Here is a 21,095-nt window from a genome sequence, read left to right on the forward strand (position 1 = left end):
CATGTCCGTACATCTGCACTGGTTCCTGCCGACCGGCGGCGACGGGCGCACCCTGGTCGACCGGCACGCCTACACCGACGGCGGTATCAAGCGTGACCGGATCACGCCGGTCAGCGGGGTGCGCGCGCCCGATATCGAGTATCTGGCGCAGATCGCCAAGGCGGCCGAGCAGCTCGGTTTCGAGGCGGTGCTCACGCCGACCGGCACCTGGTGCGAGGACGCCTGGCTGACGACGACGGCGCTGACGCAGGTCACCGACCGGCTGAAGTTCCTGGTGGCGTTCCGGCCCGGGGTGATCTCGCCGGTGCTGGCCGCGCAGATGGCCGCGACGTACCAGCGGCTCTCGCGCGGGCGGCTGCTGCTGAACGTGGTGACCGGCGGCGACTCCACCGAGCAGAAGCGCTTCGGCGACCACCTCGACCACGACCGGCGCTACGCCCGAACCGATGAGTTCCTCCAGGTCGTACGGGGTGTGTGGAGCGGGCAGCCGTTCGACTTCCGCGGGGAGCACTACCAGGTGGAGGGCGGGCTGACGGCGCTGCCGCCGGACCCGCTGCCGCAGATCTTCTTCGGCGGTTCGTCGGCGGCGGCGGGTCCGGTCGCCGCGCGGAACGTCGATGTGTACCTGACCTGGGGTGAGCCGCCGGAGCAGGTGCGGCAGAAGATCGAGTGGATCCGGGGGCTGGCCGAGAAGGAGGGCCGTACGGTCCGCTTCGGCATCCGGCTGCACACCATCTCCCGTGATTCGTCCAAGGAGGCGTGGGCGACCGCCGACCGGCTGCTCGGGGATCTGGATCCGGACACCGTGGCCGCCGCCCAGCAGGCCCTGGGCAAGAGCGAATCGGTGGGCCAGCAGCGGATGCTGGCGCTGCACGGCGGCTCCCGCGACAAGCTGGAGATCGCGCCGAACCTGTGGGCCGGCGTCGGTCTGGTCCGCGGTGGCGCCGGAACGGCGCTGGTCGGCAGCCATGCGGAGGTCGCCGACCGGATCGAGGAGTACCACGCGCTGGGCATCGAGCACTTCGTGCTCTCCGGCTACCCGCATCTGGAGGAGGCGTACTGGTTCGGCGAGGGCGTCCGCCCGGAGCTGGCGGCGCGCGGACTGCTCGCCCGGATCCCCTCGCCGCTGGAGGGCGTCCCGGCGGCCAACGGCCGTCCGGCGTCCGCACCCGGCGGGGCGCCGCTGCTGGTCGCGGGCGGGCGCTGAGCCGTCGCTCCCCCGGGGGCGGCCGGATCCGTTCCGTCACACCGGTGGCGGTACGGGAAGATCCGGCCGCCCCCGGCCGTTGGTGCGGGCATGGACGACAGCGGTGGGCCGGGCGCGGTGCGCGAGGTCGAGGTGGCGGTGATCGGCGCGGGTCAGGCAGGATTGTCCGCCGCCTTCCACCTGCGCCGGGCGGGCTATGCGCCCGACCGCGACACGGTGCTGCTCGACCACGCGCCGCACCCCGGCGGCGCCTGGCAGTTCCGCTGGCCCACGCTGACGTACGCGAAGGTGCACGGCATGCACGCGCTGCCCGGCATGGAGCTGACCGGCGCCGATCCGGCGCGTCCGTCGGCGGAGGTGATCGGCGGCTACTTCGCCCGTTACGAGGAGCGCTTCGGGCTGCGTCCGCACCGCCCGGTGGAGGTGGTGGCGGTGCGGCCGGGGCCCGGCGGGCGGCTGCTGGTGGAGACGTCGGAGGGGACGTACGCGGCGCGCGGGCTGATCAACGCGACGGGCACCTGGGACCGGCCGTTCCTGCCGCGCCTGCCCGGCCAGGAACTCTTCCGCGGACGGCAACTGCACAGCTCGCGGTATCCGGGGCCGGAGGCGTTCCGGGGGCGGCGGGTGGTGGTGATCGGCGGCGGGACGTCGGCGGTGCAGCAGTTGCTGGAGATCGCGCCGGGCGCGGCGGCCACGGTCTGGGTGACGCGGCGGCCGCCGGTCTTCCGGGACGGCCCGTTCGGCGAGGCGGAGGGCCGGGCGGCGGTCGCCGCGGTGGCGGACCGGGTCCGCGAGGGGCTGCCGCCGCGCAGTGTGGTGAGCGTGACGGGCCTGCCGATGACGGAGGCGATGCGCCGGGCCCGCGAGGACGGTGTGCTGCGCCGGCTGCCGATGTTCGAGCGGATCACCGAGGACGGCGTGGTCTGGGCGGACGGCCGGACCACCGCCGCCGACACGCTGCTGTACGCGACGGGGTTCCGCGCCGCGATCGGCCATCTCGCACCGCTGCGGCTGCGGGAGGCGGGCGGCGGCATCCGCCTGGCGGGGACGCGGGCGGTGCGCGATCCGCGGGTGCATCTGGTGGGGTACGGGCCGTCGGCGAGCACCATCGGGGCGAACCGCGCGGGGCGGGCGGCGGTCCGCGATCTGACGCGGCTGCTGGGCGGTCCGCCGCGGCCGGCCGACAGGCGCGGGGCGGACGGACACGGTGACGGCGCGCAGGCCGGCGCCCCTACGGAAAGGGAACACACGAACGCGGGAGCGAGTGTTCGCCAGAAGGCGTGATCGATCCCGAAAGTGGTTACCCGGACATCTCGCGCCGGGTGATGATTACGGGGCGCGAGTGAGGGGCTGCAGACCGTCACAGCGCCTCCGGTCGACATCCCTTGCTGGACCGGAGAGTTGGTCCCACATACGCACAAGGAGAAACACTCAGATGAACATCCTCACCAGCCTGCTCGCCGGCGTCGTCCACCTCGTGGGCTGGCTCGTCTGACGGACCGCACCACGGCGCCGCCCCTCCCCGTCCCAGGGAGGGGCGGCGCCTCCGTGTGTGCGCCTCAAGCGGCGCGCCCTGCGCCCGCGGGGCCGCCGTGCGCTCCGGCATCGGCTCCGTACGTCCGGCGGGTGCCGCGCCGTCTCCGGCAGCGCCGGGTGGACGACGAAGGACACCGGAGCACGGGTTCGGGGCGTTCAACGGGTGAGGTCCCGCCACCACCAGGCGACCGCGGGGAGCCGGCCGCGTTCGCCGCGCCGCCGCCACGATCCTTGAGGACGGAGCCTAGGGCCTGTCGTGAGAGTGCTGGTGCAGCGCGATACCTCCCGAGCGTGGCGGTACGGCGTCCAGGGCGGCGAGCGTGGCCGGGCTGAGCGTGACGTCCGCGGCCGCCACGTTCGCCTCCAGGTGCGCGGGGTCCGCCGTGCCGGGAATCAGCAGCACGTTCGGCGCGTGGTGGAGCAGCCAGGCAAGGCCGATCTGGGCCGGGGTCGCACCCGACTCCCGTGCGGCGGCGATCACGGCGGGCTCGTCCGTGACCTTCGGCATTCCGTCGAAGGCGCTGCCGAGCGGGAAGTACGGAACCCAGGCGATCCCCTCCTCCCGGCACAGGCCCAGCATGTCCTCGTCGTCGCGGCTCAGCAGGCTGTACGCGTTCTGCACACAGGCGATGCCCGCGGGCAGGGCGCGGCGCAGCACGTCCGCGGAGACGCCGCTGAGACCGAGCGCGCCGATCTTGCCCGCGTCCCGCAGGGCGATCAGCTCGGCGAGCTGGTCGTCGAGGGGGACGAGCTGGTCCCCCTCGGCGCGCAGGCCGGGACCCGTGTCCGTACGACGGAGGTTGACCAGAGGGATCTGCTCGGCCTTCAGGGTGGCCAGGTTGTCCTCGACCGCGGCGCGCAGTTGCTCGGGGCGCTGGGCGAGGCGGAGCGGAAGCGGACCTTCGCGGTCGGGCTCGGCGCCGACCTTGCTGACCACCAGGACGTCGTCCTCGGGCCGGACGGCCTCACGGATCACCTCGTTCACGAAGCCGTGTCCGTAGAACTGCGCCGTGTCGATGTGATCGACACCCAGCTCGATGCAGCGGCGCAGCAGTGCGACGGCCGCCGGGCGGTCGCCCTGAAGGCGCTCAAGCTGCATCGCGCCGAAGCCGACCCGGGAAACGGTCCGGTGCGCGAGCCGCCCGGCTCCACCGGGTCGCGGCGCGCCGGACGCCGTGACGTGATCGGACCTGACGGGGGAGGTCATGGGCTGTCTCCTTCGCAGCGGGGCGTGGGAGGATAGGCAAAACGGAGTAACTCCGTTTCACCTGAACATAACACTGACCGGAGGTTCTCCGTTTTGCCTGGGACCGAGTCCACGGCCGACGGCCGCGCCGCGGGGACACCCGCCCGTCCGGCCCGATCCGACGCGCGGCGCAACCGCGAGCGGCTCCTCGACGCCGCCCGGGACGCCTTCGCGACGACGCCGGACCACGTCCGCCTCGACGCGATCGCCCGCGCCGCCGGTGTCGGGATCGGCACGCTCTACCGGCACTTCCCGACCCGGGAGGCGCTCGTGGAGGCGCTCTACGCCGCGGAGCTCGACGAAGTCGTCGCCGACTCGCCGAAGTTGCTCGACGAACTGGAGCCCGCGGCGGCCCTGCGCGCGTGGATGACCCGGTACGCGGCGTTCTTCAGGATCAAGCGCGGCATGTCGCAGACGCTGCGCGCCGGCTGGGCGTCGGGCACCATCGCCACGCCCGCGACGCGGGAACGCATCACGGAGACCCTCGCCCTGATGCTGCGCAGCGGCGCCGAGACCGGCTCGCTGCGCGCTGACGTCGCCCCCGAGGACGTCACGGTGATGCTTCTGGGCGTGTTCCTGTCGACGACGGCGACGGAGACCACGCAGCACGTCGACCGACTCCTCGACCTGCTCGTCGACGCGCTGCGCCCTACGGCCCCGCCGGACCGCCGCACGCGCCCACAGCGGTGAACTCCCGTGCCGGGCCCGTCTCGTGGAGCCGGGCGAAGGGTGTGTACGGAATGCCGTACTCCTGGGCTGCTTCAGCTTCCGCGACCGGGCCGCTGCGGCCGGTCTCCCTCAGACCTCACCTGACCAGCACTTTCCTCGGACCGTTAGGGGCAGCGACAGCAGACTCGCCGCCGCGCGGCGGAACGGATCACCGGAGCGCGGCGATCGGCGCACCCCCGTCGGGCCCGCCCGGGGGGCTCCCCGGAGACCGTGACAGTGTCCGGGTCGACACCGAAGGCCGCGATGCGCTCGCGCACCCGGCGGAAAGCGCCGCCCGGGCCGGTCGGGTGTCCCGCCTCCTCACCGGTCCAGCGGGCGGTGGGCCGTCTCGGGCAGCCGGAGGTAGACGACGGAGGAGACCAGGCACAGCGCGGCCACGTACACGGGGAAGAGGCCGGCCTGCCCCAGGTCCTTGAACAGGGTGCCGACGTAGGGCGCCGTACCGCCGAAGAGGGCGACGGTGAGGGAGTAGGGGAAGCCGATGCCCGCGGCGCGCACCCGTGCCGGGAACGTCTCCGCGTTCACGGCCGCCGAAATGGCCGTGAAGCCGCTCAGCAGGATCATGCCCGCGCACTGCACGAGCAGCAGCGTGACGAAGGAGCCGTCGAGCGCGCGCAGCAGCGGCACGCACAGCGCGGCGAAGCCGATCCCGAACATCAGCAGCAACGGCTTGCGCCCGAAGCGGTCGGACACCATGCCCGCGACGGGCTGGAGCACGGCGAAGAACATCAGCGAAAGGGTGCCCGCCAGCAGCGCGTCCGCCTTCGTCACCCCGGCGTTGAGTTCGGCGTACGTCGGCAGGTACGACGTCCACGTGTAGTACGCGAGCGTGCCGCCCGCCGTGATCCCGCAGATCAGCAGGGACTCCCGCGGGTGGCGGCGCAGCGCCTCGAAGAGGCCGGGGCGGGGCGCCTTCGCCTGTTCCTCGCTGCGCGTCTCGTGCGAGCCGCGCCGGACCCAGAAGCCCACGAGGCTCAGGAGCGCGCCCACCACGAACGGGACCCGCCAGCCCCAACTGCCCATGGTGGCGGGCGCGAGGTTCGCGACGAGGAGCGCCGCGACGCCGGACGCGACGAGTTGCCCGAGGGTCGTCGACACGTACTGGAAGCTGGAGAAGAGCCCTCGCCGGCCGGGCCCGGCGGACTCCACGAGGAACGTGGTCGACGCGGCGAACTCACCGCCCACCGAGAGCCCTTGCAGCAGCCGGGCCAGGACGAGGACGACCGGCGCGAGAACCCCGGCGGCGTCGTACGTCGGCGTCAGCCCCACCAGCAGGCTGCTCCCGCCCATCAGAAGAATGGTCACCGTCAGCGCCGCGCGGCGCCCCCGCCGGTCGGCGACCGCGCCCATCAGCAGCCCGCCGACGGGCCGCATGAAGAACCCCACCGCGAAGACCGCGAACGTCGAGAGCAGCGGCACCAGCGAATTCGCCGCGTCCTTGGGGAAAATCTGCGCGGCGATGTAGGTGGCGAGGAAGGAATATGTGTACCAGTCGTACCACTCGACGGCGTTGCCGACGGAGGCGGCGGCCAGTTGGCGCACCGGTGACGGGCGTCGGCCGGTCGTCCCCTTCGTCAGGGGTTCGGGGTGTTCCGCGCTCGGCATGGTCCTCCGCTCGGTCCTGCGTCCGTTCCGTGGTGGTGGCCTGCCGCCGCTCGCGGTGCGGGCCGGTCCGTCCCGCGATCATGTACCGGCCGGGCGGCCGTCCGCCAGAGTCTGCGGAGGCCGAAAGGAAACGGCAATGAACGCGGGGGCGGCGGGCCCGGTGGCGGTCACCTGCCGGAAGGTGCTCCGGCCTTCCGGGCGGTGTGCAGGGCCAGGCCGATGAGCGGGAGTTGGGCGGGGACGCGGCCGTAGGCGAGGGCCCTCAGCGGGGCCGGGCGGTGTCGCCAGTCGCGGGCCATCTTGACGTTGGCGGGCAGGACGGCGACGAAGAGGCCGGCGGCGGCCAGGGCGCCGGCGCGGCGGGTGCGGGGCAGCGCCACGGCCGCGGCGACGGCGAGTTCGGCGGCGCCGGAGGCGTACGTCCAGGTGCGGGCGGAGCCGGGCAGCCGGCGCGGTACGAGGGCGTCGAACGGGCGGGGCAGCGCGAAGTGGGCGGCGCCCGCACCGGCGAGGAGGCCGGCCAGCAGACGGGTGGAGGAGACGGTGACGGCCACGGGTGCTCCCTGGGAGGCGGGCCGGGGCCGGCGGAGCCCTGCCGGGCGCACCGGACGGGCGCGTGCCGGGTGGGGGTGCGGCGGCCGCCCCGACCGTTGAACCGGCCGCCGCGCGCCTGACCCTACCCGCGGGTCACTTCCTGCGGCACCGGGTGACCGGTGAGGCGTGGATCACCCGGGGCGCCGTCGGGTGCGGGGCGGGTGTCGCGGCGCAGCAGCGCGGCGTAGCGGCCGTCGGCGGCGAGGAGTCCGTCGTGGGTGCCGCGTTCGGCGATCTCACCGCGGTCGAGGACGACGATCTGGTCCGCGTCGCGGACGGTGGAGAGCCGGTGGGCGATGGTGACCGTGGTGCGGCCCGCGCTGAGGGCGTCGATGGCCTGCTGGACGGCGTGTTCGGTGCGGGTGTCGAGGGCGCTGGTCGCCTCGTCGAGGACGAGGACCGGTGGGTCGCGCAGGATGGTGCGGGCCAGCGCCAGCCGCTGCTTCTCGCCGCCGGAGAAGCGGTAGCCGCGTTCGCCGACGAGGGTGTCGTAGCCGTCGGGCAGGGCGGCTATGTGGTCGTGGATCTGGGCGGCGCGGGCGGCGCGTTCGATCTCCTCGTCGCTCGCGTCGGGCTTGGCGAACCGCAGGTTCTCGGCGACCGAGGCGTGGAAGAGGTAGGTCTCCTGGGAGACGACGCCGACCGCGCGGGCGAGGGTGTCGAAGTCCAGGTCGCGGACGTCGGTGCCGTCGAGGGTGACCCGGCCCGCGCTCACGTCGTACAGCCGCGGGACGAGGTAGCTCAGGGTGCTCTTGCCGCTGCCGGTGGCGCCGACGACGGCGAGGCTGCTGCCCGCCGGGACGGTCAGGTCGATACCTCTCAAGGTGGGCGCGGCGGCGGTGTCGTAGGCGAAGGAGACGTTCTCGAAGCGGAGGTCGCCGCGGGGGCGGGCGAGGCGGACGGGGCGCTCCGGTTCGGCCAGCGGGACGGGCAGGTCGAGGTATTCGAAGATCCGCTGGAAGAGCGCGAGGGAGGTCTGCATCTGCACGCCGGTGGAGAGCAGCGAGACGGTGGGGCGCAGCAGGCCCTGCTGGAGGGTGACGAAGGCGACGAGGGTGCCCAGCGAGAAGGCGGGGCCGCCGAGTTGCAGGACGAGTCCGGCGGACCAGTAGATCAGTGCGGGCATGGCGGCCATGACGATGCCGATGGTGGCCATCCGCCAGCGTCCGGCCATGCTGGAGCGGACCTCCAGGTCGACCAGGCGCTCGGATTCGTCGGCGAAGTCGCGGGTGAGGGCGTCGGCGCGGCCCATGGTGCGGCCGAGCAGGATGCCGCTGACCGAGAGGGATTCGGTGACCATCGCGGACATCGCGGCCATCTGCTTCTGGCGCTGCGAGGTGATCCGTTTACGTTCGTTGCCGACCCGGCGGCTGATCCAGACGAAGAGCGGGAGGAGCAGCAGGGAGACGCAGGTCAGCCGCCAGTCGAGGGCGAGCATCGCGACGACGGTGGCGACCACCGAGGTGAGGTTGGAGACCAGCGAGGTGGCGGTGGAGGTGACGGTGGCCTGCATACCGCCGATGTCGTTGGCGATCCGGGACTGCACCTCGCCGGTGCGGGTGCGGGTGAAGAACGCCAGCGGCATCCGCTGGAGCTTGGCATAGACCGAGGTGCGCAGATCGTGCATGACGCGCTGGCCGACGGTGGTGGACAGCAGGGTCTGCAGGACGCCGAAGACGCTGTTGGTCACGGCGGTGAGGATCATGCCGAGGGCGAGCAGGGTGAGCAGGCCGGTGCGGCGGCCGGGGATGGCCACGTCGAGGATCTCGCGCAGCAGGAACGGTCCGGCGACCGAGACCAGGGAGGAGGCGGCGACCAGCAGGCCGACGGTGGTCAGCCGGGCGCGGTAGGGGCGGAAGAGGGCGAGGATCCGCCGGATCTGGACCGGCTGGTCCGGGGTGTCCGGATCCTTCGGCGGCGGGGTCCACTCGGGTTCGTCGCGGCGCATGGGCTCCTTCGGAGAGATCGGATGCGGTCGTGGATTTCACGGAGCCTAGCTCATTGTTACCTAAGCTCACAATGAACTCCCTCCTGATAGCCTCTGGGCATGCCCTCTCCCGACCCGACCCCCGAGCCGGAACCGGCCCCGGCGCACGATCCGGCACCCGGCGGCGCCAACGTCGCCGAGCAACTGGTCCGGCTGACCCGCCGGATGCACCGCGCCCAGACGCGCCGCATGGCCCAGCTCGACCTCGCCTTCACCCCCGCCCAGTCGCGGCTGCTGCGGGTCGTGGCCCACTACGGCGACACCCCGCCGCGGATGGCCGACCTCGCCGCCCGCCTGGAGGTGGTGCCCCGCGCGGTGACGACGCTGGTCGACGCCCTGGAGGCGCAGGGTGCGGTCCGCCGGGTGCCCGATCCGGCCAACCGCCGGGTGATCCGCGTCGAACTGACCGCCACCGGGCGCGCCACCCTCGACGCGCTGCGCAGCGCGCGCCGCAGCGCCGCGGAGGACATCCTGGCGCCGCTCAGCGCCGAGCAGCGCACCGTACTCGGCGGACTGCTGGCCACCTTGGTCGACAAGGAGGGGCCGCGCCGCTAGCGGGACGCGCGGCGTCCGGTGTCTGACCCCGCCAGGCGGCGGTTTGCCCTGATACTGGGCGTATCGGGGTGATCCCGACGATGCCACGAGGGTACGTACCGGGCGTCGCGTGCCGGGCGGGACGTCGCGGCCGCGCCCCGGGCGGGCACGAGCCGACCGGAGGAGTCCCATGCCCCTGCTGGAGCCGAGACCGGAGGCCCTGCGGCCCGAACCGACCGGCGGCGCCGCCCCGGACCGGGTCCCCCCGGAGCGCGCGGGCGGCACCCCCGAACCGCTGCGCGGCGACCTGATCGCGCTCCTGGGCGCGGGCAAGGTGCTGCACACCGTCTCCGACCTCGTCCGCTACGCCTCCGATGCCAGCCCCTACCGCTTCGTCCCGCAGGTCGTCGTCCTCGCCGAGGACATCGACGACATCTCCGCCGTCTTCTCCTACGCCCACGGCAAAGGCCGCCACGTCGTCCTCCGGGCGGCCGGGACCTCGCTCAACGGGCAGGCGCAGGGCGAGGACATCCTCGTCGACGTGCGGCGGCACTGGCGGGGCGTGGAGGTGCTGGACGGCGGGGCCCGCGCCCGGATCCGGCCCGGGACGACGGTGCTGCGGGCCAACGCGGCGCTCGCCCGCCACGGCCGGGTGCTGGGGCCCGACCCGGCCAGCGCCGTCGCCTGCACACTCGGCGGGGTGGTCGCCAACAACGCGTCGGGGATGACCGCCGGGACCACCCGCAACTCCTACCGGACGCTCGCGTCGGTGACGCTCGTCCTGCCGTCCGGCACGCTCGTCGACACCGGTGAGGCGGACGCCGACGAGCGGCTGGCGCACGCCGAGCCCGAGCTGTGCGCCGGGCTGCTGCGGATCAAGGCGACGATCGAGGCGGACGCGGAGCTGGTGGCCCGCATCCGCGCCAAGTACACGCTGAAGAACACCAACGGCTACCGCCTCGACGCGTTCCTGGACGGCGCGACGCCCGCCGGGATCCTGCGGGGGCTGGCCGTCGGCTCCGAGGGCACGCTCGCCTTCGTCGCGGAGACCGTCTTCGACACGCTGCCGCTGGAGCCGTACCCGGTGACCGCGCTGCTGTTCTTCCCCACACTGCGCGCCGCGGCCGCCGCCGTGCCCGGCTTCAACGACGCGGGCGCGCGGGCGGTGGAGCTGATGGACGGCAACACGCTGCGGGCGTCGGTGAGCGTGGCCGGGGTGCCGGCCGACTGGGCGCGGCTGCCGAAGGAGACCACCGCGCTGCTGGTGGAGTTCCGGGAGTGCGACGAGGACGCGGCCGCGGCGCGGCTGGAGGCGGCCGGGCGCCTGCTGGACGGCCTGGAACTGGTCGCGCCGGTCGCCTCCGTCACCAACGCCTTCACCCGCGACCTCGCGGAGATCGGCGGCTACTGGAAGGCCCGTAAGGCATTCGTGACGGCGGTCGGCGGCTCCCGGCCGTCCGGCACCACGCTGATCACCGAGGACTTCGCGGTGCCGCCGCAGCGGCTCGCCGACGCCTGCACCGCGCTGCTGGAACTCCAGGCCCGGCACGGCTTCGACGCGGCGGTCGCCGGGCACGCCGCCCACGGCAACCTCCACTTCCTGCTCGCCTTCGACGCGGCCCGCCCCGACGACGTGGCCCGCTACGCGGCCTTCATGGAGGATTTCTGCACGCTGGTCACCGACCGGTTCGACGGCTCCCTGAAGGCCGAGCACGCCACCGGACGGAACATCGCGCCGTTCCTGGAACGCGAATGGGGGCCGCGCGCCACGGAGTTGATGTGGCGGATCAAACGCACCCTCGACCCGCACGGCATCCTCGCCCCGCGCGTCCTCCTCGACCGCGACCCCAAGGCCCATCTGCGCGGCCTCAAGACCATCCCCACCGTCGAGGCGATCGCCGACCCCTGCATCGAGTGCGGCTTCTGCGAACCGACCTGCCCCAGCGAGGACCTGACGACCACGCCCCGGCAACGCATCGTGCTCCGGCGCGAGATGCTGCGGCAGCCGCCCGCCGCCCGCGTCACCGACGCGCTGCTCGACGCGTACGGCTACGACGCCGTCGACACCTGCGCGGGCGACTCGACCTGCAAACTGGCCTGCCCGGTGGGGATCGACACCGGCGCGCTGATGAAGGACTTCCGCCACCGGCGGCACTCGCCGCGCGAGGAGCGGGTGGCGGCGCTCGTGGCCCGGCACTTCGGGCGCGTCGAGCGGGCCGCGCGGCTGGCCGTCGCCGCCGCCGGCCACCTCGACGACCGGCTGCTGGAACGCGTCACCGGCGCCGCCCGCAAGGCCGTCCGGCCCGATCTCGTACCGGGCTGGCTGCCGCAGATCCCCGGCGCCGCCGCCCGGGAACTGCCCGCCACCGAGCGGACGGCGGCGAAGGCGGTCTACTACCCGGCGTGCGTCAACCGCATCTTCGGCGGACCGGCGGGCGATACGGGGCCGTCGCTGCCGGAGGCGGTGGTCACGCTCGCGCGGCGGGCCGGTACGCCGGTGTGGATCCCGCCGGGTGTGACCGGTACGTGCTGCGCCACGATCTGGCACTCCAAGGGCTACGACCGGGGCAACGTCGTGATGGCCAACCGCATCGTCGAGGCGGCCTGGGGCTGGACGGCCGGCGGACGGCTGCCGCTGATCGTCGACGCGTCGTCCTGCACGCTCGGCATCGCCCGGGAGGTCGTGCCGTATCTGACGCCCGCCAACCGCGCGCTGCACGCGGAGCTGACCGTCACCGACTCGGTGGTGTGGGCCGCCCGCGAGCTGCTGCCGCGCCTGGAGGTCCACCGCCGCACCGGCTCCGCGGTGCTCCACCCGACCTGCTCCATGCAGCACCTGGGCGACGAGGCGGAGCTGCGGCGGGTGGCCGAGGCGTGCGCCGAGGAGGTGGTGGTCCCGGACGACGCGGGGTGCTGCGCGTTCGCCGGGGACCGCGGGATGCTGCACCGGGAGCTGACGGAGTCGGCGACCGCACCGGAAGCCGCCGAGGTCGCCGCCCGGGAGTGGGACGCGTATCTGTCCGCGAACCGGATGTGCGAGGTCGGCATGGACCACGCGCTCGGTACGCCGCGCTACCGCTCGGTGCTGACGGAGCTGGAGCGGGCGACGCGGCCGGACGGCGGCTGAGACGGGGGACGCGCCCGATGGGGCGGCGCGTCCCCCGCGCGGATCAGCCCTTGGCGCCGGTGTGCAGCGCCACCGCGCTCCGCGCCGGAAGGGTCAGCTCCGCGGTGCCGTCGTCGCCGACGGTGACGGTGTGGCCCGCGCAGTCCCCGGGTTCGGCCGCGGCCACGTTGCAGTACGTACCGGCGGGCAGTCCGGTGGTGAAGGTGCGGGAGAGGTCACCGTCGCCGTCGTTGAGGGCCACGAAGCCGGAGTCGCCGCGGCTGAAGGAGAGCGCGCTGCCGCCGTTGTCCCACCAGTTGGCGAGTTCCGCCGAGCCGACGGTGTTGCGGAAGCCGACCATCCCGGTGACGGCGGTGGCGGCGTGCTCGTTCGTCCAGCCGTCGCCGCCGGAGGGCGGGCCCGCGTCCTTGTCGTCCCAGGTGTAGCCGGAGTAGACGTTCGGCGAACCGTACGGCGAGGCGAGCAGGAAGACGTTGGCGAGTGTGTAGCGGTCGCCGTCCTTGTAGGTGAGCGTGGAGCCGTTGCGCTCGGTGTCCCAGTTGTCGACGAAGGTACGGGCCTTGTCACCGGGGAGCTTGCCGTCCGCGACGGACTTCAACTGCGCGATGTCTCCCCCCTGGAAGGCGCTCTTGAGGTGGGTGCCGTAGCGGAACTCGTCGACGTCCCCGATGCCGGTGTACTCCTCGGGCTTGACGGCCTCGCCGCCACCGGCGATGACCTCGCTGACCCAGTACCCGGGGTCCTGGCTCATCTTCCCCTTGACGGCGGCGATGTCGTCGGCGGCCATGTGCTTGGCGGCGTCGATCCGGAAGCCGTCGGCGCCCAGGGTCCGCAGATCGTCGAGGTACGCGGCGATCTTGCCGCGGACCACGTCGCTGCCGGTGTCGAGGTCGGCGAGGCCCACCAGTTCGCAGTTCTGCACGTCGTCGCGGTTGCCGTAGTCGGAGATGTTCTTGCGGCAGCCGTGGAAGTCCTGGTCCTGGTAGGCGCCCGGGTAGGCGTACTTGGTGTACTGCGTGCCGCCGGTGCCGGTGCCGGAGCCGGAGGACATGTGGTTGATGACGGCGTCCGCGATGACCTTGACGCCGGCCGCGTGGCACGCCTTCGTCATCGCCGCGAAGGCGTCGCGGTCACCGAGCCGCCCGGCGATCTTGTAGCTGACGGGCTGGTAGGAGGTCCACCACTGGTCGCCCTTGATGTGCTCGGAGGCGGGTGAGACCTCGACGTAGCCGTAGCCCGCCGGGCCGAGTTGGTCGGTGCACGCCTTGGCGACCTCCGCGAACGGGCGCTCGAAGAGGGTGGCGGTGACCGTCTTCTCCCCGGCCGCGGCCGGGTGCTGCTGGGCCGGGGTGGCCTGGGACGGCCAGGGCATGAACGCGGTGAGGCCGGCGGCGGCCAGCACACCGGCCAGCGTTCCGCCCAGCACGCGGGAACGTTGCTGCATCTTGCGGCTCCTTCGTCGAACGGGCGCGGACGTGCCGCGCCCGGGAACAAGCAGCCACGCGCCAGGCCGCCATGGGGGGATTCCGCGTCGGAGCCTGCCGCCCTTCCGTGGACACGTCAAGGTTCACCGCAAGTTTTTTCAGATGTTTACGCAAGAGATTGCGGGGCGGGCGGGACGTGTGAGAGGGGGCGCCGGGCGGAGCGCGTGCCGGCCCGCCGCCCGGACGGTCCACCCCGGGCCGGGCCCCGTACCGCCGCCCGTGGGCACCGACGAGAAGTCCAAGTACCCGAACACTCCGTCCAACCGGCCCCCTTGTGCCGCCGGCCGCCCAACCGCCAGGGTCCTGGGCGAGGTTCACGTAGGTACCCCGCCATCCGCTCTCCTGGAGGACCGATGAACGAGGCCCACTCGCAGAACCAGGCGTCACCCTCCGGCGGCAGCCCCGCCGCGGACTCCCCCGCCGACGACTCCCGCCCCAGCCGCCGTTCGGTCCTGTGGACCGCGGGCGCCGCGGGCGCCGGACTCGGTCTCGGCGGGCTCACGGCGGGCCGGGCGACGGCCGCGTCCCCCGCCGGCAGCCCCGCCGCGGCACCCGCCGCGGCACCCGGCGCGGCAGCCCCGGCGGCCAAGGGCAGGACCATGATCGGGGTGCCGTTCGCACCGCGCCGCACCGTCCGCGTCGGCATCATCGGGCTCGGCAACCGCGGCGGCAGCATGATCGACCTCTTCCTGGCGGTCCCCGGCGTCCGCGTCGTCGCCCTCTGCGACCCGGTCAAGGAGAAGACCGCCCGCGCCGCCAAGAAGGTCACCGACGCCGGGCAGCCCGCGCCCGCCGTCTACGTCAACGGCGAGGAGGACTTCGTCCACCTCTGCGCCCGCAGCGACATCGACTTCGTCTACGCGGCCACCCCGTGGGACCGCCACTTCGACATGGCCGCGACCGCACTGCGCCACGGCAAACACGTCGGCGTGGAGTGCCCGCTCGCCCTCCGCATCGACCAGTTGTGGGAACTGGTCGACCTCTCCGAACGCACCCGCAGACACTGCTTCCAGATGGAGAACTGCTGTTACGGCAGGAACGAGCTGCGGGTGCTGCGCATGGCGCACGCCGGACTCTTCGGCGATCTGCTGCACGGCGCCGGCGCCTACAACCACGATCTGCGCGGCCTGATGTTCGACCCGGAGTACTACGAGGGGCCCTGGCGCCGCCTGTGGCACACCCGGCTCCGCGGCGACCTCTACCCCAACCACGGCTTCGGCCCCGTCGCCAACTACATGGACGTCAACCGCGGTGACCGCGCGGTCCGCATCGCCAGCTTCGGCACACCCGCACTGGGTCTGGCCGCGTACCGCAAGGAGCACATGCCGCCCGGCGACCCGAGCTGGAAGGAGTCGTACATCGAGAGCGACCGGACGATCAGCCTCGTACAGACCGCCAAGGGCCGCGTCATCCGCCTCGAACACGACGTCTCCACCCCGCACCCCTACAGCCGGATCAACAGCCTCGGCGGCACCAAGGGCGTCTTCGAGGACTACCCGGAACGCATCTACATCGAGCCCGACCACAGCAACGACGAGTGGGGCGACTTCGGGAAGTACGCGGAGTGGGACCACTGGCTCTGGAAGGAGCACGCCAACCCGCCCGGCGGCCACGGCGGTATGGACTACATGCTGGTCTTCCGCCTGATGCAGTGCATGCGTCTCGGCCTCGTACCCGACTTCGACGTCTACGACGCGGCGACCTGGACCGCACCCGTCCCGCTGAGCGACGCCTCCATCAGGGCGGGCGGCGCACCTCAGGAGATCCCCGACTTCACCCGCGGCCACTGGAAGAAGGCACGGCCCGGGATGGACTCGGAGAAGCCCGCGGAGTAGCGCAAAGCCGGGCGGCCTTCACGGTCTTCGCGGGCCGGGCCGTGGCGTCCGCTGCCCTCCATCGCGGGGCGGAACCCCCTGCCCGCCGGGCCGGGTGCCGGTGGAGGAAGCGACACCACCGCGCGCGCCGACCGGACGCCACGGCCCCGCGAGGACCGGGAGGACGGGAGGACCGCGGGGGCACTCCCTGACGGTCGGCGGCGGGACCTGACCGTCGCCGACCGGGCCCGCACCTCACCCCGCGAGGTGGGCCCGGTCGCCCATCACCACGACCGGGCGGCGGGCCGGGTCGAGGGCGCGGAGCAGCGCGGCCATGCCCTCCTTGGTGATGCTGACGCACCCCGAGGTGCCGCTGCCGTGGTCGAGATGCAGCCATATCCCGCCGCCCTTGGCCTGCCCCTCGGGCCGCTCCGGGTCCAGCGGCGACCGGCCCGGGACGCGGTTGTAGTTCACGGCGACGACGTAGTCGAAGTCGTGCCGGGTGTTCTTCGACCAGTACGCGGGCGGGGTGAACGCCGCCGTGTGCGTGTACGGCAGCCGGGCCCCGGGGTCGGCGAGCACCCCGCCCGCGTCGGTCAGCGTGAACACCCCGACCGGGCTGCGCCTGTCGCCCTCGTGATGGCCCGTCGTCCAGCCGCGCCGCCCGTTGTGCGCCGCCCAGCTCCCCTTCTTCTCCCAGCCCTCGGCGCCCTTGTCGTAGAGCACGAGCGTGGCGTCGGGGGAATCCGCGCCACGGCCGTAGACGGCGACGACCTGCCGCGAGGCGGCGGGGATACGGGCGCGCAGCTCCGGACCGACACCGGGGACGCGGGTGAGCGGGGCGGCGCGGGCGGCGTCCGCGCCGCCGCTGCCGGCGCCGTGCCTGCCGGGGGCCCGGCCACCGGCGTGGTCGTCACCACGGCCGGTGCCCTGACCGGCAAAGCCGCAGCCCACCAGCAGCACCAGCCCTGCCGCGGCCGACGCCACGGCCCGCATCACACCACCCGCAAGTCGCATGTCCCCATGCTCCCACCCACCACCGACAACGCCTCAGCCGCGGTCCGGCCGCGCCCCCGTCACGGACCGTCGCCCGGCGCGGAGCTGTCCTGGATCGCCCGCGCCGCGGAAAAACCGTTTGAAATCGGCCGGGCGCCACGCCAGCCTGCCTGAGCGTGTCCGCGACGCCGCGTCATCCGCCCGCCCGGCGGGAGCCGCGGCGTCCGGCGCGCGCACTCGCCCGGTGACGGCCCGGCCGGCACCGGACGGGACCGCCCGGCGGCGAGCGCGGGCACCCGGCACCGGGCACCACGGGCGCACCGCACCCGCGCCGCTCCCCGCTCCCGCCGCCGACCGCCACGGACCCCCGACCGCGCCCGCCCCACCGCCGGGGCCGTATCCGCCTCCGACTCCGACCGTACGAAGAGCGGGTACCGCTCCGTCCCCGCCCGACAGGGCCGTATCCGGCCCGCCGCCGCCCGCGCGCCGTACCCGGCGCCCCGCCTCAACGCCTCTGGACACCATGCAGATTCGCGACCTTCCCTACGCCGACCCCGGCGAACCCGACGCCCGCAGCGGCGGCGCACTCCTCCGCTGGCTCTACCGCACCCAACTGGGCGGCCAGCTCAAGGCCCTCTTCTGGGGGCTGGTGCACACCGGTGCGCAGGCCACCTTCCCGGTGCCCGTCGGCCTCGCCGTCCAGGCGGTCATCGACCGCTCCGGCTCCCGACTCGCCCTGGCCGGCGGGCTGCTGGCCGTGCTGGGTGTGCTCGTCGCCCTCGGCGACACGATGCTGCACCGGGCGGCGGTGACCAACTGGATCACCGCGGTCGCCCGGATGCAGCAACTCCTCGCCCGCAGGGCCACCGCCATGGGCGCCGTCCTCACCCGCCGGGTCGCCTCCGGCGAGATCACGGCCGTGGGTACGGGTGACCTGGAAAAAATTGGCTGGCTCGTCGAGGGCGTCTCCCGGTTCGGCGCCGCCGCCGTCACCTCGGTCGGCGTCTGCGTGGCCCTGGTGTTCTACCAGCCGGCCCTCGGCACCGTCGTCGCCGTCGGCGCCCCCGTCATCGCGCTGGCGGTACTGCCGCTGCTGCCGCCCGCCACCCGGCGCGCCGACGCCCAGCGCGACAAGGCCGGACGCGCCACCGAACTCGCCTCCGACACCGTCGCCGGGCTGCGCGTCCTGCGCGGTATCGGCGGCGAGGACCTCTTCCTCGACCGCTACCGCGCCGCCTCCCAGGAACAGCGCCGGGCCGCGGTCCGCAGCGCCCGCATGTGGTCGCTGATCTCCGCCGTCCAGGTCGCCCTCCCGGGACTGCTGCTCGTCGCGGTGGTCTGGTACGGCGTCCACCTCGCCCTCCAGGGACGGATCGCGGTCGGCGAACTGGTCACCGTCTACAGCGCCGTCACCTTCCTCCTCTTCCCGCTGCGCCACTTCGAGGAGACGGCCATGGCGTACTCCTTCGCCCGCCCCTCCGCCGACCGCGCCGCCCGGGTGCTGGCCCTGACCCGCCCCACCGGAGGACGCATCGCCCCTGACGCCCCGCTCACCGGAGATCTGCACGACCCGGTGACCGGACTGACCGCCATCGCGGGCCGGTTGACCGCCGTGGTCTGCGGCGACCCCGACGCCGCCGGGCGCCTCGCCGACCGTCTCGGCGGCCACGCACCCGACGACGAAACCCCGGACGGCGGCTCCGGCGGAACCGGCACCGCTCCCCCGGCACCCGGCGATGCCCGACCCTCCGTCCTCCTGGGCGGCATCCCGCTCGATGACGTCCCGCGCGATACGGCGCGCGCCGCCGTACTCGTCCAGGACAAGGACCCCACACTCCTCTCGGGCACCCTCGGCGACCTTCTCGACGTCCCCGCCTCGGGCCGTGTCGAGGCGGCCGAGGCGCTCCACGCGGCCCAATGCGGCGATGTGCTGGCCGCGTTGGCCCAGGCGTCGGCGGACGCCTCCGGCGACCCGGAAACGACCCGTATCACCGAACGCGGCCGGTCCCTCTCCGGCGGCCAGCGCCAGCGTCTGGCCCTCGCCAGGTCCCTCGTCGCCGACCCCGAGGTCCTGGTCCTGGACGAGCCGACCAGCGCCGTCGACGCGCACACCGAGGCACGTATCGCCGACGGGCTGCGTGCCCTGCGCACCGGCCGCACCACCGTCGTCCTCACCTCCAGCCCGCTGCTCCTGGACCGGGCGGACCAGGTGGTCCTCCTCCGCGGCGACTCGCTCGTCGCCGCCGCCCCGCACCGCGAACTGCTCCGCACCTGCCCCGCGTACCGCGCCGTCGTCACCCGTGACACCGCGCCGCCCGGCCTCCCGGACGACGGCCGGCCCCGGCCCGCGGACACCACCGCCCGTACCGCACCGATCGAGGAGACCGCATGATCGGCCTGGCCCCGCCGGAGCACGATCCCAACGCCCCGCAGACCGCCCCGACCCTGCCGGTCGGATCCCCGGCGACGGTGCGGTCCTACGTCGCCGGGCTGCTGCGGCGGCACCGCGGCGCGTTCGCCCTGCTCATCGGCGTGAACACCGCGGCGGTCGTCGCGTCGATGACCGGCCCCTACCTCCTCGGCGGACTCGTCGAGGACCTCGCCCGCGGCGCCACCTCGATCCCGCTGGGCGTCACCGTCGCGCTCTTCCTCACCGCGCTGCTGGCGCAGACGGTCTTCGTCCGCATCGTCCGGCTGCGCGGGGCCGTACTCGGCGAAGAGATGCTGGCGGACCTGCGGGAGGACTTCCTCGTACGGTCGGTGGCGCTGCCGCCGGGTGTCCTGGAGAAGGCGGGCACCGGCGACCTGCTGTCCCGTATCACCACGGACATCGACCGGCTCTCCGAGGCCATGCGGGAAGCCGTGCCCCAACTCGCCATCGGGGTGGTCTGGATCGCCCTGCTGCTGGGCGGGCTGGTCGTCACCGCGCCGCCGCTCGCCGTGTCCGTCGTCCTCGCGCTCCCGCTGCTGATCATCGGCTGCCGCTGGTACTACGCCCGGGCGCCCCGCGCCTACCGGTCCGAGGCCGCCGGATACGCGGCGGTGGCCGCCGCGCTCACCGAGACCGTCGACGCGGGCCGCACCGTCGAGGCACACCGCCTGGGCCGGCGGCGGGTGGCTTTCTCCGACCGGCGGGTGCGCGAGTGGACCCGCTGGGAGCGGTACACGCTCTACCTCCGGTCGGTCTTCTTCCCGGTCATCAACGTGACGTACGTGCTGCTCCACGGGACGGTGCTGATCCTCGGCGGCGTCTTCGTCCTCCAGGGCTGGATCACCCCCGGGCAGCTCACGACCGGCGCGCTCCTCGCGCAGATGATGACCGAGCCGGTCGACATGATCCTGCGCTGGTACGACGAACTCCAGGTGGCCCAGGTGTCCATCGCCCGGCTCGTCGGAGTACGGGAGATCGCGCCGGACGCCACCGACCCGGCGCTCACCCCCGACGGGCGGGACGTCCACGCCGACGAGGTGCGCTTCGGCTACCGGCCGGGCGTGGACGTGCTGCACGAGGTGTCGCTGCGGGTACGGCCCGGCAGCAGGCTCGCGCTGGTGGGCCCGTCCGGGGCCGGGAAATCGACGCTCGGCCGTCTGCTGGCCGGGATCTACGGACCGCGCACCGGCTCGGTGACGCTCGGCGGCGCGGAGCTGTCCGCGATGCCCGCCGAACGGGTCCGCTCCCATGTGGCGCTGGTCAACCAGGAGCATCACGTCTTCGTGGGGTCGCTCCGTGACAATCTGCTGCTGGCCCGCACCGGTGCCGCCGAGGACGAGCTGTGGGCGTCGCTGACGGCGGTCGACGCCGACGGCTGGGCGCGGGCGCTGCCCGGCGGGCTGGACACCGAGGTCGGCTCGGGCGGGCACACGCTCACGCCCGCGCAGGCGCAGCAGATCGCGCTGGCCCGGCTGGTGCTCGCCGATCCGCACACGCTCGTCCTCGACGAGGCGACGTCGCTGCTGGACCCACGCGCGGCCCGGGCCCTGGAACGGTCGCTGGGGCAGGTGCTGGACGGCCGGACGGTGATCGCCATCGCCCACCGGCTGCACACCGCCCATGACGCGGATCTGATCGCGGTGGTCGAGGGCGGCCGGATCAGTGAACTCGGCAGCCACCAGGAGCTGGTCGCCGCCGACGGCGCGTACGCGGCGCTGTGGCGTTCCTGGCACGGCTGAGGCACGGACCGGCCATCCGCCGGGCGGAGCGGGATGACCGCCGATCCGCCCGGCGCGTGCGGCGGC

At 73.9% G+C, this 21,095-nt stretch carries 14 protein-coding genes; 8 read left to right on the top strand and 6 right to left on the bottom strand.

Going from position 1 to position 21,095, the window contains the following annotated elements:
- The first annotated feature begins 1 nt into the window (after position 1).
- Together ACGH2B_RS01430 and ACGH2B_RS01435 are read left to right on the top strand one after the other, a co-directional pair.
- The gene (locus ACGH2B_RS01430; RefSeq protein ID WP_399082738.1) at positions 2–1,207 is read left to right on the top strand and encodes an LLM class flavin-dependent oxidoreductase; all 1,206 of its coding nucleotides are present in this window, start codon (positions 2–4) and stop codon (positions 1,205–1,207) included.
- Positions 1,208–1,297: 90 nt separating this feature from the next.
- Entirely contained in the window at positions 1,298–2,491 is a 1,194-nt protein-coding gene (locus ACGH2B_RS01435; protein WP_399082741.1) for an NAD(P)-binding domain-containing protein, read from the top strand.
- A 496-nt stretch (positions 2,492–2,987) separates the two neighbouring features.
- On the opposite strand, the gene ACGH2B_RS01440 is transcribed toward ACGH2B_RS01435, so the two are convergent.
- Entirely contained in the window at positions 2,988–3,950 is a 963-nt protein-coding gene (locus tag ACGH2B_RS01440; RefSeq protein WP_399082744.1) for an aldo/keto reductase, read from the bottom strand.
- 93 nt (positions 3,951–4,043) lie between these two features.
- On the opposite strand from ACGH2B_RS01440, the gene ACGH2B_RS01445 reads away from it, so the two are divergent.
- Positions 4,044–4,679 carry a TetR/AcrR family transcriptional regulator gene (locus ACGH2B_RS01445; RefSeq protein WP_399082747.1) on the top strand — a complete coding sequence of 212 codons (636 nt, stop codon included), beginning with the start codon at positions 4,044–4,046 and terminating at the stop codon, positions 4,677–4,679.
- A gap of 339 nt (positions 4,680–5,018) precedes the next feature.
- Here ACGH2B_RS01445 and ACGH2B_RS01450 read toward each other — a convergent pair whose 3' ends face one another.
- From ACGH2B_RS01450 to ACGH2B_RS01460, 3 genes are all read right to left on the bottom strand, one after another.
- Positions 5,019–6,323, bottom strand: coding sequence for an MFS transporter (locus tag ACGH2B_RS01450; RefSeq protein WP_399082750.1), 1,305 nt, complete (start codon positions 6,321–6,323; stop codon positions 5,019–5,021).
- Positions 6,324–6,490: 167 nt separating this feature from the next.
- Complete coding sequence (locus ACGH2B_RS01455; protein ID WP_399082753.1) at positions 6,491–6,877, bottom strand: hypothetical protein; 387 nt, start codon at positions 6,875–6,877, stop codon at positions 6,491–6,493.
- A gap of 122 nt (positions 6,878–6,999) precedes the next feature.
- Entirely contained in the window at positions 7,000–8,865 is a 1,866-nt protein-coding gene (locus ACGH2B_RS01460) for an ABC transporter ATP-binding protein (protein WP_399082756.1), read from the bottom strand.
- Positions 8,866–8,964: 99 nt separating this feature from the next.
- Here ACGH2B_RS01460 and ACGH2B_RS01465 point away from each other — a divergent pair, with 99 nt between their 5' ends.
- Entirely contained in the window at positions 8,965–9,459 is a 495-nt protein-coding gene (locus ACGH2B_RS01465) for a MarR family winged helix-turn-helix transcriptional regulator (protein WP_399082759.1), read from the top strand.
- Between the two features lie 169 nt (positions 9,460–9,628).
- Positions 9,629–12,565, top strand: coding sequence for an FAD-binding and (Fe-S)-binding domain-containing protein (locus ACGH2B_RS01470; RefSeq protein WP_399082762.1), 2,937 nt, complete (start codon positions 9,629–9,631; stop codon positions 12,563–12,565).
- A gap of 43 nt (positions 12,566–12,608) precedes the next feature.
- Here ACGH2B_RS01470 and ACGH2B_RS01475 read toward each other — a convergent pair whose 3' ends face one another.
- A complete protein-coding gene (locus ACGH2B_RS01475; protein ID WP_399082765.1) occupies positions 12,609–14,009 on the bottom strand; it encodes an alpha-amylase family protein in 1,401 nt (466 codons plus the stop codon).
- Positions 14,010–14,402: 393 nt separating this feature from the next.
- On the opposite strand from ACGH2B_RS01475, the gene ACGH2B_RS01480 reads away from it, so the two are divergent.
- Positions 14,403–15,884, top strand: coding sequence for a Gfo/Idh/MocA family protein (locus ACGH2B_RS01480; protein ID WP_399082768.1), 1,482 nt, complete (start codon positions 14,403–14,405; stop codon positions 15,882–15,884).
- 234 nt (positions 15,885–16,118) lie between these two features.
- Here ACGH2B_RS01480 and ACGH2B_RS01485 read toward each other — a convergent pair whose 3' ends face one another.
- Positions 16,119–16,880: a L,D-transpeptidase family protein gene (locus ACGH2B_RS01485; protein WP_399082771.1), complete on the bottom strand. Its 762-nt coding sequence runs from the start codon at positions 16,878–16,880 to the stop codon at positions 16,119–16,121.
- Positions 16,881–17,382: 502 nt separating this feature from the next.
- On the opposite strand from ACGH2B_RS01485, the gene ACGH2B_RS01490 reads away from it, so the two are divergent.
- Together ACGH2B_RS01490 and ACGH2B_RS01495 are read left to right on the top strand one after the other, a co-directional pair.
- Complete coding sequence (locus ACGH2B_RS01490) at positions 17,383–19,251, top strand: ABC transporter transmembrane domain-containing protein (RefSeq protein WP_399082774.1); 1,869 nt, start codon at positions 17,383–17,385, stop codon at positions 19,249–19,251.
- Entirely contained in the window at positions 19,248–21,029 is a 1,782-nt protein-coding gene (locus ACGH2B_RS01495; RefSeq protein WP_399082777.1) for an ABC transporter ATP-binding protein, read from the top strand. Before ACGH2B_RS01490 ends, ACGH2B_RS01495 begins: the two co-directional genes overlap by 4 nt.
- The last annotated feature ends 66 nt before the right edge of the window (positions 21,030–21,095 follow it).

The organism is Streptomyces sp. BBFR2, assembly GCF_044497305.1.
In the GTDB taxonomy this organism is placed as follows: Bacteria; Actinomycetota; Actinomycetes; order Streptomycetales; family Streptomycetaceae; genus Streptomyces.

Excerpts from the sequence above, each read along its gene's own strand:
- ACGH2B_RS01460 (WP_399082756.1), bottom strand. The coding sequence starts at position 8,865 with ATGCGCCGCGACGAACCCGAGTGGACCCCGCCGCCGAAGGATCCGGAC.
- ACGH2B_RS01470 (WP_399082762.1), top strand. The coding sequence starts at position 9,629 with ATGCCCCTGCTGGAGCCGAGACCGGAGGCCCTGCGGCCCGAACCGACC.
- ACGH2B_RS01480 (WP_399082768.1), top strand. The coding sequence starts at position 14,403 with ATGAACGAGGCCCACTCGCAGAACCAGGCGTCACCCTCCGGCGGCAGC.
- ACGH2B_RS01465 (WP_399082759.1), top strand. The coding sequence starts at position 8,965 with ATGCCCTCTCCCGACCCGACCCCCGAGCCGGAACCGGCCCCGGCGCAC.
- ACGH2B_RS01440 (WP_399082744.1), bottom strand. The coding sequence starts at position 3,950 with ATGACCTCCCCCGTCAGGTCCGATCACGTCACGGCGTCCGGCGCGCCG.
- ACGH2B_RS01430 (WP_399082738.1), top strand. The coding sequence starts at position 2 with ATGTCCGTACATCTGCACTGGTTCCTGCCGACCGGCGGCGACGGGCGC.
- ACGH2B_RS01495 (WP_399082777.1), top strand. The coding sequence starts at position 19,248 with ATGATCGGCCTGGCCCCGCCGGAGCACGATCCCAACGCCCCGCAGACC.
- ACGH2B_RS01490 (WP_399082774.1), top strand. The coding sequence starts at position 17,383 with ATGCAGATTCGCGACCTTCCCTACGCCGACCCCGGCGAACCCGACGCC.
- ACGH2B_RS01475 (WP_399082765.1), bottom strand. The coding sequence starts at position 14,009 with ATGCAGCAACGTTCCCGCGTGCTGGGCGGAACGCTGGCCGGTGTGCTG.
- ACGH2B_RS01450 (WP_399082750.1), bottom strand. The coding sequence starts at position 6,323 with ATGCCGAGCGCGGAACACCCCGAACCCCTGACGAAGGGGACGACCGGC.
- ACGH2B_RS01435 (WP_399082741.1), top strand. The coding sequence starts at position 1,298 with ATGGACGACAGCGGTGGGCCGGGCGCGGTGCGCGAGGTCGAGGTGGCG.
- ACGH2B_RS01485 (WP_399082771.1), bottom strand. The coding sequence starts at position 16,880 with ATGCGACTTGCGGGTGGTGTGATGCGGGCCGTGGCGTCGGCCGCGGCA.